The organism is Pseudomonas sp. AK181 (assembly GCF_051122975.1).
Taxonomy (GTDB): Bacteria; Pseudomonadota; Gammaproteobacteria; order Pseudomonadales; family Pseudomonadaceae; genus Aquipseudomonas; species Aquipseudomonas lactis.
Window position 1 is genome coordinate 4,024,548 of the sequence record NZ_CP146348.1, and the last position, 13,903, is coordinate 4,038,450.

Annotated in this window: 14 protein-coding genes; 8 read left to right on the plus strand and 6 right to left on the minus strand. The window is 51.3% G+C overall.

Annotated elements, in window-relative coordinates; all coding sequences use genetic code 11:
- The 6 genes from V8689_RS18240 to V8689_RS18265 all read left to right on the plus strand — a co-directional run bounded on the left by V8689_RS18240 (position 1) and on the right by V8689_RS18265 (position 6,501).
- Complete coding sequence (locus V8689_RS18240; protein WP_056787076.1) at positions 1-1,971, plus strand: tyrosine-type recombinase/integrase; 1,971 nt, start codon at positions 1-3, stop codon at positions 1,969-1,971.
- Positions 1,968-2,543, plus strand: a complete 576-nt coding sequence (locus V8689_RS18245) for a hypothetical protein (protein WP_056787073.1) — start codon at positions 1,968-1,970, stop codon at positions 2,541-2,543. The genes V8689_RS18240 and V8689_RS18245 overlap by 4 nt, the downstream gene beginning before the upstream one ends.
- A 434-nt stretch (positions 2,544-2,977) precedes the next feature.
- The gene (locus V8689_RS18250) at positions 2,978-3,610 is read left to right on the plus strand and encodes a hypothetical protein (protein ID WP_056787071.1); all 633 of its coding nucleotides are present in this window, start codon (positions 2,978-2,980) and stop codon (positions 3,608-3,610) included.
- A gap of 338 nt (positions 3,611-3,948) precedes the next feature.
- Positions 3,949-4,914 carry an endonuclease gene (locus V8689_RS18255; RefSeq protein WP_434520578.1) on the plus strand — a complete coding sequence of 322 codons (966 nt, stop codon included), beginning with the start codon at positions 3,949-3,951 and terminating at the stop codon, positions 4,912-4,914.
- 13 nt (positions 4,915-4,927) lie between these two features.
- Positions 4,928-5,386 (plus strand): thiol-disulfide oxidoreductase DCC family protein, encoded by a 459-nt coding sequence (locus V8689_RS18260; RefSeq protein ID WP_056787067.1) that lies wholly within the window; start codon positions 4,928-4,930, stop codon positions 5,384-5,386.
- Between the two features lie 512 nt (positions 5,387-5,898).
- Positions 5,899-6,501 carry a DUF262 domain-containing protein gene (locus tag V8689_RS18265; RefSeq protein WP_056787065.1) on the plus strand — a complete coding sequence of 201 codons (603 nt, stop codon included), beginning with the start codon at positions 5,899-5,901 and terminating at the stop codon, positions 6,499-6,501.
- 478 nt (positions 6,502-6,979) lie between these two features.
- On the opposite strand, the gene V8689_RS18270 is transcribed toward V8689_RS18265, so the two are convergent.
- Complete coding sequence (locus V8689_RS18270; protein ID WP_056787061.1) at positions 6,980-7,891, minus strand: hypothetical protein; 912 nt, start codon at positions 7,889-7,891, stop codon at positions 6,980-6,982.
- 1 nt (position 7,892) lies between these two features.
- A complete protein-coding gene (locus V8689_RS18275; protein ID WP_056787059.1) occupies positions 7,893-8,714 on the minus strand; it encodes a phosphodiester glycosidase family protein in 822 nt (273 codons plus the stop codon).
- Between the two features lie 153 nt (positions 8,715-8,867).
- Between V8689_RS18275 and V8689_RS18280 the strand changes: the two genes are divergently transcribed.
- Positions 8,868-9,128 carry a hypothetical protein gene (locus V8689_RS18280; protein ID WP_150072892.1) on the plus strand — a complete coding sequence of 87 codons (261 nt, stop codon included), beginning with the start codon at positions 8,868-8,870 and terminating at the stop codon, positions 9,126-9,128.
- 58 nt (positions 9,129-9,186) lie between these two features.
- On the opposite strand, the gene V8689_RS18285 is transcribed toward V8689_RS18280, so the two are convergent.
- Entirely contained in the window at positions 9,187-9,591 is a 405-nt protein-coding gene (locus V8689_RS18285) for a hypothetical protein (RefSeq protein ID WP_056787054.1), read from the minus strand.
- Positions 9,584-10,117, minus strand: a complete 534-nt coding sequence (locus V8689_RS18290) for a 3'-5' exoribonuclease (RefSeq protein WP_150072891.1) — start codon at positions 10,115-10,117, stop codon at positions 9,584-9,586. The genes V8689_RS18285 and V8689_RS18290 overlap by 8 nt, the downstream gene beginning before the upstream one ends.
- A 283-nt stretch (positions 10,118-10,400) precedes the next feature.
- Here V8689_RS18290 and V8689_RS18295 point away from each other — a divergent pair, with 283 nt between their 5' ends.
- Entirely contained in the window at positions 10,401-11,366 is a 966-nt protein-coding gene (locus tag V8689_RS18295) for a hypothetical protein (protein ID WP_230962027.1), read from the plus strand.
- A gap of 74 nt (positions 11,367-11,440) precedes the next feature.
- On the opposite strand, the gene V8689_RS18300 is transcribed toward V8689_RS18295, so the two are convergent.
- Both V8689_RS18300 and V8689_RS18305 read right to left on the minus strand, forming a co-directional pair.
- Positions 11,441-12,292, minus strand: coding sequence for an HNH endonuclease (locus V8689_RS18300; protein WP_223816869.1), 852 nt, complete (start codon positions 12,290-12,292; stop codon positions 11,441-11,443).
- Positions 12,289-13,827 (minus strand): AAA family ATPase, encoded by a 1,539-nt coding sequence (locus V8689_RS18305; RefSeq protein WP_060766042.1) that lies wholly within the window; start codon positions 13,825-13,827, stop codon positions 12,289-12,291. Before V8689_RS18305 ends, V8689_RS18300 begins: the two co-directional genes overlap by 4 nt.
- Positions 13,828-13,903 lie beyond the last annotated feature (76 nt).

Genomic DNA, 13,903 nt, shown 5'->3' on the forward strand with positions numbered 1-13,903 from the left:
ATGCATAATACTGAGGGTAAAACCCTGACTTCTCCGCTAATCACCATGGCGACAGAAGATCCTGAAAAACAGAATAAATTTGGAGATAAATTATTTCAAATCCAAGATCCACAGACTGGCCTATTTTATACCGTCAGCTTCGTGTGGAAATGCTCCATGCAGAAAAGGCTATATGCGCAAATGTACTTCATGGCGGGCGATATTTCCCGAGGTTATGCAGACGATAAAGGCCGCATTGTTGTAAGCAGTCTTTCAAGCGCCCGACAAGAAATTGCGTACCTACGCGAGATTTGTGAGTATTGGGAAGTAAATTTCCCAAATCGGCCTCTCCAGTCCCTTTCAAGACTCGAGATACAAATGATGCTTCGTACCCTCATGGTTAAGAAGGAGAACAATGGGGTCGGAGGCATGATTCTTGGTGTCTCTACAATGACTATGGTTTGCAAAATCATTGATCGCACGAACAATTTGCTTCATTCCGGAAAGCTGGTGGACGGCGTCACTCATCGAATGACCGGCCCGTTCAAGAAAAGCACAATGGAGCCTTTGCTCAATGAGCTTGAAGTCGATTACGCGACCTGGAGTAAGGGAGGGAGTTACGGCTCTATTCCCATGACTTGCGCCTCGTTGATGCTTGCGGAAGCTATTACCCAAATAGAATCAGATGAGGCGAAAATCGCGTCCATTTTTTTCACGCAATGGCGAGATGAAAAAACCAAAATTTCCAGTTGGTTTGGTGAGAAAGACCGACTCGCGCTGTATCGACGAATGCAGTCTCCAGATTATGTATTGTCCAGATTTGAAAGGGGCTGGGCAGCGTCTGCCGCGAAACTTGGAGCAGCCATTGATATAGCGACCAAAGCGCATCACGCGGCCTTACCTTGGAAAACGCAGGGAGAGCTCAGCGACTTTTGCGCCGAGCTTACAAAGGCCGCGCTGGTTGTTATCACGCTACTGAGTGGGTTTCGGATCGTTGAAATCAACGGAATGCGGCTTAAAGATTACCAACAAGAACCAGATGGATCTTGGTGGTTCACATCTGAGAATCCTAAAACAGAATCAGGATTTGCTCACCCCAGGTCTCTGCACGGGCTTGCCGCAGAAGCAGCAACGCTTATGAAGAACTTATCGGCAGTTGATACCGACAAATTTGACCTGCCTTTACTGCACCGCGCATATAGGTCGGAGGGCTTCTTCGTAGCGCGCGGTATTGGCAAATTCAGCGATGAACACTGGCTCGCTGATGCAGGTTTTACAACCAACGGCTTGAGGAAGTGGTTTAAGGCGTTCTACCAGATCTATGTGGTAGAGAAATATCCTGAAGCCGGCGCAATTCATAGTGAAGTATCGCCCCACCAAGCGCGTCATACCTTCGCTGAATTTGCCCTGCGCAGATTTGATGGCAATGTCATGGAAAAGATTCGTGAGCATTTTCGCCATTCTTACGGCTCATTTCATACCCGACGCTATACCCGAGAAAAGCTCAGTGAATCCGTTCGAATCAGTATGGAACGCGATTATGCCAAAGAGATAATGGGGCGGATTGCTAATGGCAAGCTGGACGACCGCTTCTATGGGCCGGCAGCAAAACGCATTGATAAGGAAATGGCGGAGATTTCGGTACTCACGGGTGCCGAATTCGATAATCGCTTGAATGAATTGGCGAATGACTTTGTTCGGTTTACCGCGTTTGAATGGGGCTACTGCGCTTTACGTGGTAATGAACAACATATCGCCAAATGCCACGACCCAAAAACCGGCATCCCTAACGTCGACCAGCGCAGCGCGCCAGAAGTCTGTGCGGGCTGCCCACATAGCATGAACAATAATCTGCAGAAGCAGGAGCTTGAGCGCACGGCAATCTCGCATCAATTCATTGCAGAAAATCACCCCCTCAAGGCAATCGGGAATATGAGCGGTGAAGTCGTTCGTAAAATTGAGCGCCGGCTGGAAGAAAAGGTACTGGCATGAAATTCAGTCTTAGCCAGTATTCCAACGTTGCAGCAGCACCCGAAGTACCTGAATGGGTTAACTCGACAACGAAGCGAAACCTTTTTCACCAGGTGTGCAAGGCATTTGAACATATCAAGACATTGATGGAGGCCGGCGACAATCTCGGCATCAAAGACCGAAGGATTGTGGCTCGTAACATCGCCAAGGACAGCGGCGTTCACGACAGCTTGCTGAACAAACGCCGGCAGCCTGAAATCCACGACCTGATAGTACAAAAGAATGCGGAGCTCGAAGAACTGTGGAGCAGTCTCTCAGCGGCCAGATACACCTCAGGAAGAAAGCGCACAAAGAAGGTAATACAGAGTGAGCTTCGCTCTCAAACAGCCGAGATTGAGCGCCTTACCAACCTTCGGCTTTCTGAGGCCCTCATGGAGGCCATATCCAACCAGATGGTTGATAGCCACCGAAGCCTCATAACCACCATCGAATATCTGAAAGCTGAGAATGCCGAGCTTCAGATCCGCAATGGCGAATTGAGCAAGCAGCTTCGTCAGATGATGAAGGCACTCAACAATATCAAAAGCCAATAGTCATAATTCCGCAGCACCAAGATACCCGAAATAGCTCTATAGTTGTTTACAAGCCTATAGAGCATATAAACATATCAATACAGCTGGAGGGTCTGCATAGCAGCGTCTTGCTCAAAGCGGCCTCCATCGCATCGGAATAACTTCAGGGATGAATGGCGTTTAGGTAATAACGTATAAGCACAACCACGCCCATCAGCCGCAATTGATCGATTTCTGCTCGATAATATGAATGGCGTGACCACATGAAACGCCGACGATCTTGAGCAAGAACGCGCCCCAAACGTTTTTTCGTCATATCAATATAAATCAATCGGCCAGTCTGGATCAAACATACGACTCGTATAGGTAAGCCCTAGGCGCGTTATCCCAACCTTCAATACAGCTGATAATTCAATGTGGATAATCGACTCCGCATAGACGACAGGAGAATAGACATGCGCGTTCCTATCTATCCCGTAGATCTTAATCCCGGCAGCGGGTTTACTAGGATTGCAGAATCGTTAAAGCGCGATTGGCCAGGTGAAAAGGCTATCGAGATCTCCGAGGCGCAGAATCTGCTTGCCAAGTGCTTAGGGTATTCTGATTACCGTCAGGTCAGATCAACAACGCCAGCTGAAGGCGCGGCCTATCCGTCCCTAGCAACCGTGGTAGCCCACTGCATGAAGACTCTTTCTTCTGAACTGGTTGGTGGTGGTCGGACTCAATTTTTCGATCTCGGTCGACTTCAGGCGCAGGTTACCGATTGGCCATTCTTGCAATTAAGCGTCTACCGTGAGCATTACGGCCACTCTGATAATCGTATTGTTAGCCAGGCAGTAAATGCCGAACTAATTGAGGCATTCTTGCCCGCTCAGAAGGCTAGGCCTACCCAAGGCACCAGCGAATTTTCCATTGAGAAACTTCAGTCAATGACTGGGCATAAGCCGGCGAACTCTACGTTGATGTACGCGAAAACTTCGATGGGCGCATGTCTCAATGAATCGTTTGATAGTGACATTCATAGTTCAGCTTACCCTGCTGGAGAATCCGTTGAGTGCGGGACATCAACTCATCGGACGCTCCACTGAGCATTTGAAAATCTTTGACTGAGTGCAAAATCGCCCGTTCGCATCTCTGCCCGGGCGACGTCGCATGATGCGCGCAGGGCAGACGCAGCCGTTGCTTACTGATTTGAGCATCGCTCCGTACCACGATAGGTACGCAAACAGGTTCAAGACAATTATTCAAAGCTACGGTGGGAATGCCTGGAGTTGTATGAGTGTCGACTTCAAACCCGCCTCGACTCGCCCCGGAATATAAAATTGACCACTTCAAACCCCTTGTGTGGACTTGCACGGACGACAGGCAGTGTAATTTGAAAGCTTGGGTATACAATGTTCGGCCCTGATTTGTAGTTCGATCAATAATGAAAAAGCTGCTTTACGTATTAGCCCTGTCCTTCTCCACCATCAATCCTGCCCTTTCAAATCCCCCCGCTACATTTTCCGAAGCCAAAGTCATAGCAAAGCAGAAGATCTATCTAGATCAGGCTAATAGCACCCACGGCGACCTGTATTGCGGCTGCCAATGGACTTGGGTTGGGAAGTCTGGTGGTCGTATCGACGCTGCCTCCTGTGGGCTTCAAGCCCGCAAGCAAGAAACCCGAGCGGAGCGTACTGAGTGGGAACACATTGTTCCAGCATGGACTTTCGGTCATCAGCGACAATGCTGGCAGAGCGGTGGTCGCGAACACTGCGTCAGTGACGACCCTGTTTTTAAGGCAATGGAAGCCGATCTGTTCAACCTCTACCCTGCGGTTGGAGAGGTCAATGGCGACCGCAGCAATTTCAATTATGGAATGGCTACCCAGGTCGCACCACAGTATGGACAGTGTAAAACCAAAGTCGATTTCGAACAGCGTGCAGCTGAACCACGAGACGAAGTGAAGGGTCTGGTAGCAAGGACGACGTTCTACATGTTCGACCGGTACAACCTTAATATGTCTCGCCAGCAGCAACAGCTATTGATGGCATGGGACAAGCAATTCCCAGTTACCTCCTGGGAACAGGAGCGAAATAAACGTATCACCGCGATCATGGGGCATGCCAACCCTTTCGTAACTCAAGAACGCCGTTGGACTCAGGGCTATAAGACGGTGGGCGACGGAGTAGCCATCGGCCTTACGGCAAAGTCGGTGCAATCACAAAAACCGACATCGGTATCCCGCTCCACATCAGTTGGTAGCATCATCGGCAATAGTAAAAGCCATGTTTACCATCTACCTGAAGGTTGCCCAAGCTACGACAAGGTGTCCTCGAAGAACCAGGTAACCTTCGAATCAGAATACGCCGCTAAATCTGCAGGTTACCGAAAGGCAGGGAACTGTAAATGAAACAGCAGACTGAATGACCACGGAAGCCGAATCCCCTGCCCCGTTCCTACAATCGGGCGACACGGCAGTTCTCTTCGACGGTACATGCAAGCTCTGCAACGGGTGGGCTAGGTTCATCATTCACGATGACAAGGCTCACCGAATTCAGCTCGCTGCGGTTCAGTCGCCTGAGGGCCAAGAGCTTTTGAGGTGGGCCGGACTGCCGCAGGACAAATTCAACACCATTGTTCTCATCTCAAACAACAAGGTATCCCTACGTTCTGAGGCGATGTTCGAGATTTTAGGTCGCCTAAATGCCCCGTGGCGCTGGCTCACGGCTGCACGTGTTGTACCAGCAGCAATGCGAGATTGGATTTACGACAAAATCGCGGTAAATCGCTATCGGTTATTTGGTCAGTACGACTCCACCCACCTTCCAGCGGCAGATCACGATAAGCGCTTTTTGAAAGCAAACGTCGCATTGGTTCACTAGACTTCAGATTCAGGCGTCAGGGTCGGTGATATATGATCGAACGCATGATCTTTTCGTTTTCCGCTTTACACATATCGCGAATGCCTTCTATTGCTGAAGGGGGCATTCGCGTCTCTGCAGCATCTGCACAAAAATCCTCTATCCAGCTCAAGTTTCGCCAGAACACACCGTTTTCAATTGTATGTACACGGTGAGAAACCAGCCTTGACGAAATCAATGTCTTCATCCATTCAGATTCTGCGGGGAGCGATATCGTTTCCCCAGACGATCCTGGGCAACCGTCAGCGGAGAACCTGGGAACGACTGATTAGTTACATTGAGTCATCCGACTCACCTTCCGCATTCGATAAGGCAGCATCCTACGTCGAAGGCTATGTGCACGCGCTTGTCGATAGTGACCAGATCCACGTTTCTATCGAACGGGATCTATTGATCATCGAGACGGTCGACGCTTGGCGATGCACCCGTACTGAATCGAACACTTCGCCTTATCTGAACGCCCCAGGAAAACCATGACTTCCTTTTTTAAACGCTACGCCGACGGCGGAACATCAGACCTACACATCCATATGCCGCAGCGTCTTCTGCCCACGACCGTCAGTCATTGTCCCATCGAGGTCTTAGTGGGCCACTGGGAAAAGTATCTCGTAGATCCCTCCTCCGCTCATGAGCATTGTCCATGGGCAGCGCGATTCGTTATGGGCATGCCCGTGCCAACCTGGTCGCGCGGGCTGGAATGGAACATCGGACAGAAGTCTCGCTTCATCTCAGCAGTATGGTCAGGTGGGGATCTGGGGAGCTACCTCACGAATGACTGGTACGAGCCAGAGATCGCTGGCAGGGCATTGGCCGAAAACAGCGAGATTCTGGTTGATGGTCAGCAACGGCTTCACAGCCTTGAAGAGTATTTCTTCGACCGGCTTGCAGTCCCAGACGCGCAAGGACAGCCGAGGATTTGGTCTGAGCTCGGCAACGGCGAAAGGAGACGCTTTCTGTCGACGATCTTTACCCATGTCCGGGTGTCGTCTGGTGACGAGGTGGCATTGCGCAGAACATACGATCTTTGCGCGCAGGGAGTAGTGCCTCGGTCATTTGATCAACGAGCTATTCGGTAACCTTTTAATCAAGGCGGTCGGGCGTATCCCTTCGGGAGCGGCTGTCGTAAACCGAGCCCCGCTACGCTGGGTCTCGGCCCTTCGGGCTTCCATCCTTACGCTCTTCGACCATCCTGGCCAGCGCGCTCCGCTTGCATACTAGCCGAGGTCACTTCCTTGCTTGGACATTGCCTCCAGCTCCCACATACTGCTGGCATCCGATCAAAGACGAGGCCGGGCAAATGGGTTGGCTATTTTGGAAAGACAAGCGCCCAGAGTGGGTTCAGGCAGAGGAACGGGAATTCATCAAGGCTGCGAACCGCTTAAAGACGCTTCAGGTCACGCCTCGCGGTGGCATGCGCATTGACCCCGAAGAGCTCAGAGATCAGATCCTTGATGCCCGAGAGCGGTATAGAGACCTGGTTAAGAGGTAGCATCAAGATCATACGCTAGGTGCTGCAGAGTCATGAAGCCGGCCTAGGGGTTAGCTGGCGATCACTCACTCAGGTACAAATTTTGCGCTGGCGTTGAAATGCGCCACCTGCACCACTTCCCACTGGTCAAAGAAAACTTGTTTGGTGCAATCCACTCCTTCTCCACCAACGCTGGCGTGTCTCTTCCCGGACTTCTTGAGATGGTAAGCGCAGCCGACAATCTCAATGTAGGCATTTTGCGGATTTGGCCTGAAGTCACCAGCGACCCGTAGCGTCTGCTCAGGCTTGGATTTGGGGAGGACAAACACGACCCGGAAAGTCGAACCATCCTTGTAGCCCTCAACACTACCGGCACTCCATTTGTACCCTGGCAAACGGAACGTTCCGGATATCTTGCTGTTGGTTGCCTGTCGGATATTCATCGTTCCTGATTGGCCGCCAAAGTCGATGTTCCACTCACCGGACAAATCCACGCGGTTCGTGTCGCTTTTATTGAAGTGAGGATAATTCATCACCAGCGCTGGGATGATCATGATCTTCCGAATCGCCGAAGTCGCCTCGACATCTCCAGACCTATAGTAAGCAACGAGGCTCACCGGCTCATCCGACACCTTGAGAGCCTTCACCTTGGTGGTCAGAGGTACCAGGGTCGAGCCGTCAATCGCGGGAACACCCAACGTCGGTGATGGGGTGAATTTGATGTACTTCTGATCGGTACGAATTTCTACAGTGCCAGCAGGTATAGATTTTGCCGAACCTACAGAATCTACACGCACGTCGACGGGGAATTCGTCCCCGACATGTACGGACTCTGGGGCGATGATCTCTACTCGGGCCTCAGCCCTCTTCCATAGGCTCGACGTTTGTTCGATTACGGGTACAGCCGCCGTTATAGCTGCCGTAGCGGTTGGCACGCCCAACACAAGCCACTTCGCAGTCTTCGATAGGCCTGCCCAAGCCTTTTTTATCCACTGCATGCTAGTTGATCCCACCCAGCTTCGAGTCAATCCTCATCGCGTTGGGGAAATATGAGCGTCCGGTATCGCCGAATCTGCGCTTGAGCGTTGGAAGAGTGATTTGAGCACCCGCCCCTCCATCCATAGCCAACGCTCGGTGAATCTGCAGGCCACGATCTTCAGCGATCCTTTTGTAGACCTCTGCAAAATCGACCAACGTGGCAGCTTGCCCGAAAGTTTGAAATGTCCCCACGAGAAGGATATCTCCCTCGCGGGTGAAGCCAATCGCCACTCGATTGAACTCTGCGTCGCGCAGATTTTTGGCGACGTCAACTTTGCCGCTGTTGATGATGATGGGTTTGGACTGAAGGGCGTCTGACCAGGCACCAGCTTGGTTTCTGTTTGACGCTGGTATGACTTTCGCGTGTCCGTTCTGGTCAGACACCAGCACACCGCCGTGATCCCACGGAATCAGGTTAACCAAGCGCTTACCATTGGAGCGAACCAGGCCCAGTGGCTGCTCTTTCCCGTTTAACTTGAAACCAAAGAAACCGCCACTCGCGATCACCAAGGTGTTCTTCTTCACCAACGGGGCGTAAAGGGATTCTGCGGTTCCCTTTTTCTCGATTTTATGAACGGAGAGAGTGGAGGTATCGTTTGGGATGTACACCGCCACAATCTGGAATTCACCTGATTGATGAAGGGTGACATCACCCTCGTGAGGAAGTGGCCAGTGGAAAACTTCATGCTCTTGGTCGAAAACTGAGACGAGATTAGCGCCGTATACAGAGGACAAACAAAAGGCCGACATGAAGCAAAGCAGTAACGCTGACATCCATTTCATTTACCAAATACACCCGTTCATTCGCACAAATCGTCGACAGAGGAACCGCAGACGTGAGCATCACCGCGCAAGCCATTCCACGTACGCCAGGCGTGCTCATTTCGCACAGCCCACAGCCGGAAAAGCTATGTGCTATGCGAGCGTGGCTAATTAGTGGCCATTTTGCGTCATCTCAATCTGCAAAGCCAGCAGCGCGGCCAGGACGTCCCGCTTGAGAATGTTCAGCTCGCATTGATCAGTGCTGAGATGACCCGTCTGGAGGCGCTCTTCAGCGCCGACAAGCTGATCCGCGACCAGTACGCTGCCCTGACAAAGCGCATCGGCATCGAAAACGCATCCTTGGCTGCCCACGCAGTTCCTGTACCTCCCATTACCCTGGCGACATGGATGCCAGGTCGTTTGGGAAACTGGTGACCCGTGATGTCGGCGATCAGTCCATCAACCTCAAGCCCATCGAAGGTGCCCCAGATGTTTATGGCTTATGCGCTCGGCTAGCAGACATGTGAGCATCCAAGTGCAGCATTTCAGACTGCCATTGAGTCAGAAATTTTTCCCAATCATGGGCGTATGGGCCATCGATCAGGCGCGTCGAGCCGATGCTCGCTTGTAGAAAACGCTCACGCCACGGCTGTGGAATACTGGCCTCGTCCACAATGTTGATACTGGAACGGTGGCGCTCAATCTGGACTGCTTTGCGGACGGCATCGGTATCGAGGCTTGGATGACTCAGCTTTAAGTCGACCCGTTCCTGGTCGTCAATTTCGTCTAGAACATCCAGAATCGCGGCAGCCTTCGGATCGCCTGGCATCAGGTGCGACAGTGTCCAGAGTGCTTTGCGCCTGACAGCCTCACGCGTACGAAGATCATCATCAGCCATGTTCAGTGCCTCGATTTAAACCGGCAGTTAGTCGACGATAAAGGTCGGCTAAGAGGCGAGCATCCAGCAGCGCGTGATGGGGAAGTTCCGGGAGCGTCACGTTGCCGATATCATCCGCTTCGAGATGTCTGAATAGCAGGATCAGGTTGATCGCGCGATTGGCAACGTTAGCTGGCCAACGATGATTTACGTAGGCCAATTGGCAGAAGAGATCCCAGTCCCAGTCCGGAGCGTCCGAGCAAATCTCAAGCGGGCCTTCAAGGTTGCTCAGGAAAGCGAGCAGTGAGGTTTGAGCTTCGACCAGGGGTTGCCCATGGTCAGGGAGGTTGAGCTGAGACAGGACGTTCTGGATCACGAAGTCGCTGCAGTCTGCCACTTGGTAGGTATCTGTGAGCTCGACGTAGAATTCGTGGCCGGCCTCGGACACGAGTGCCAGCGAAATCAACTTCGTGTCGCGGTTAAGCTGAGTGAATTCGCAGTCCAAAAATACCTTCATCCCCTCCTCCCCTGTAAGTACCTGGTTCATGCGTGCCAGTGTACCTTTGGTAGAACGATCAAAGCCGGCTGGTTACTTTTATGACTTTAACCGATTGCGTTGACGAGTCTATGCCTGCACTCACAGCAAGGGACGGGCTCAAAGCGTCATTTCGAGGGGGTGCCCCCGGAAGATGATTGAGCGCTGTCTGTCACATCAGCGCTTCTCCTCACGACCATAAAATTTTATGGCTTCTCGACACATGAGTAGCGGAGACTAGGGAAAAGTAGCTTCGATCTGCCGTCAGCAGGTAAGCATTAACTGGGAGAAAAGGATGTCAATGCAGGATAACGCGGTCGCTTCGATCCGACTCGGGGTAGAAGACTTCAAGGCGGCGGAGCACGATGAAGCCCGAGCCCTTTCATCCATTCGAAATTTGACGTCGGGTCTCCTGTTGCTCTTCAAGGTCAAGTTGCAGGCCATGAGCTCGCCCGGTTCAGGTGAGGCACTCCTTAAAGAGAAAGTGACACCTACCTTGGGCACTGCAGGCCAAGTCGTTTGGGTTGGCAGCGGTAAAAAGACCGTCGATGTTCACACGATAATTACGCGACTCAAGAGCCTGGGGATTGATGGAGTAGAGTGGAACCTGCTGGAAGCACTCACCACCATCAGGAATGATATAGAGCACTATTTCAGCAGCCGTCCGACGTCGGTATTGCTAGAAACCGTTGCCAACTGCTTTCACCTGATACAGCAATTCGTCCCCACTCATTTAGGCATCAGCCCGGGGACTCTGCTTGGCACAGACACCTGGACATTTCTGACCGAGCAGGAAGCTTTCTACGAGCGGGAGCGAAAGGCATGCCTGGAGTCTCTCAGCCAGATCACTTGGCCATCTGACATTCTTGCAAGCGCAATAGAGCATTTGAGCTGCCCTGAGTGCAGAGCAAAGCTCATGAAAGCTTCAGGCAACGTCGAAACACTCTCGCTAACATCCTTTCACTGCACCAGGTGCGAAGCCACCTCTGAGTTTGGTGACGTGGTTGACTCCATGCTCACTGGAAAATATTTCGCAGACCTATACATTGCCGCCACCCAGGGCGGTGAAGGCCCTTTGGATCTCTGTGATCGTTGTGAACGTGATTCATACGTTGTAGAGGAACAATGTTGCGCTATCTGTGGGGACGGCCCGAAAGCTCCAGAGTGCCTGCAATGCGGTACCCAGCTTTATGACGATACTGATGAAATGCAATCGCAAAGGCTGTGTGCCCATTGTCAGTACGTGCTTGAAATGGATTAGGGAGCCTTAACTGTTCTAGTCAGCAGAGCAGTCTGAAAAGGAATCTATTCGCCCCCTATTGCACAACTTGACATCTAGGGAGCGCAGAACAAAGGATCCTCTGCCAAAGCGGAATACATTACCTTCCGCCAGTGATTAGGGAACACACTCGAGCTTTCAGCCGCCGAACGTAGATATTGCGAGAACTCCTCAGCCGGTCTGTTGCGGAAATAGCTCCTGTGCATATCCAGCAAAAAAATAAGCTCGCTACTCGCGGCGATGCTGTAGCGCTTCGCGATCCCGAAAAACTCAAAATGATTTATGGCACGTTCACGATCCACTTCAGACCACGTGTCTGGAGGAGTTGCTGCATAGCTGATTACATTGGGCTGGCTATGCGTGACTGATGCGCTAATCCACGTTTGATCAAAGAAGCAAGGCTGATCAAAATACGGGTGGATTAGCTGTTTGTGAGCGTGGTCGATCAGCGGATTGCCCTTGTCGGTGTTGCAATCCCGGCATGCGGGAATGAGATTTTGAGGAAGCACCGCCAATTTTGGGTAGTTAGCTTTCGGGAGGTAGTGATCTAGTGTACGTGGATGACCTATGCCCCCACAGGTTGGGCATTCATCCCCCGCTCCAACTAAGATCGAATCGTAAATGACGCGACCTAGGGGGCGTCTCACCATGTAATACTCATATAGTGCGACCAGTTCGCTCTTGCGAATATCGCCGACCACAATCGGATCTTCACCTTTCGCAACAACGAGAGGAGGCAGTTCCCAGGTTGCCCCAGCGGCGGCCCGCTCGACGAAGTCGATGGCCGTTTCTCGTATATCGTTCACCCCCGCCATCATCCGGGTTCGTTCCGGCTCGTCGAGGATCGCCGATACACAGGTGGCATAAGAGTATTCTGGAGCGTAGTCCGGGCAAGGTAGCCGCTTCATGACTTGACCCCATTGTCTCGATCGGCAAGAAGCGCTCGGAGTATCGCCTGAGCCTCAAAACCTAACTGCCGGTTGAACTCTAGAAAGATTTGGTCAAAATCCTTACCTTGGTCTACCGCAGAAGCTAACAAGGTGTGAAAGCCAGACGCTGTAACTTCCAGTCCGAAGACCTCTCGGGTCAATATCCCTACATTTTCACCAAAGGTTTCGATGGATGGGCGATGGGCTGCAGCGACGAGATGTGAGCGGTTAATCTTCCACACGCACGAGGAGGGAATTTCTTGGAGAACAACAGGTGAATGAGTTGCGATGATCGCGACCCCGTTCCGCTCCAATAGCAACTCGCTCAAAGCTCTAATGAAAGCGGACAAAAGTGGCGGATGAAGATGACTTTCCGGCTCGTCCAGAAGCACAAGCGTCTTCTCCTCAACCCGCTCAACCAGTTTTGTGATTGTCAGCAAAACGATAGAGTGCCCAGAGCTCAAATTTGAAAAAAGATACTCTGAAGTAGCAATAAACTCCTCGCCGCTTAACGATAGAAGCCCCAGAAACCCCATACCTGCAAAGTTTTCATCAGACTGTAAAGTTTCAATAGCTCGTTTCCAGCGATTTCGCTTGTAGGCATCTTTGAGGCAAGCCTTTAATCCGGCGAGAAACTCAGCTTTCAGTGCCTCACGTCGCTTCAGGTCATGCCCGTCCGTGGCTTTCGCTTTTAGCCCAATGTAGTAGAAGCAGGTGCCAAGTGCCGGATCAGGCTGTTCAGGCGGAGGGTCGAATGGATCAAATGCGCTGAAAGAAACAAGCACAACGCTACTGAAAAAATCCTGACCAATTGGCGCTTTTGCTCCGCCCCAAGGGTTCACCCGGAAAATAGCATCCAGTCCAGAGTGACCATTACTAATAGCGTTTATCATGCCATTCAAAATGGTAGTTTTGCCGATACCATTGCGTCCAATCAAGGCATGTACGTTGGTAAGTGGCGTAGAGCCCGCTATAACCTGAAAATCGAGTTCTATGCCCGCAGTAGCACTATCACTCTGTTTAACAAACGTGAAGGAGTAGTTCGTACGAACAGCCCCTCCCTGCAGTACACGGGCAAACTGCTCTTTAACGCTGCTAAGACTTACATCCCGCAGTAAAGACGTCGAAAAAACAGGCTCACCTGTGATTTGCTCAACAAGCTCAGGGTTGGCAACGATATCTCTCAAACCTGTCAAATAAGCATATTTGAAAGACGGTGACTGAATATGGGCGATTTTGGTGTAATACTCGACATTGTTACCTAGAGAGAAAAAATCATCTGGCAACTCTGTGAAGTGCGTGGGAAGCTTTGAGTACGTGGAAGTAGATGTATCCTGCCCCTTGAATCCGATTTTTAGATTTTCAAGCTCATAGCGTACGCCTTCCTCGTCGAAGGCCACAGCGTAAAACATGGTGACGAAGTGGAAGTCGTTCCATCGATCCATTTTCAGGTAAGTTGCATTCATAGCCCGATCAGGGAATTTCGTATCCCTACCAATCACATAAAAATCCATTTTGCTTGCTCTCCTTTAGGCTATGTACCCAGCGCCGTCTGAAATGGTGGGTTCACATAATGTTTGTGAACAGAGC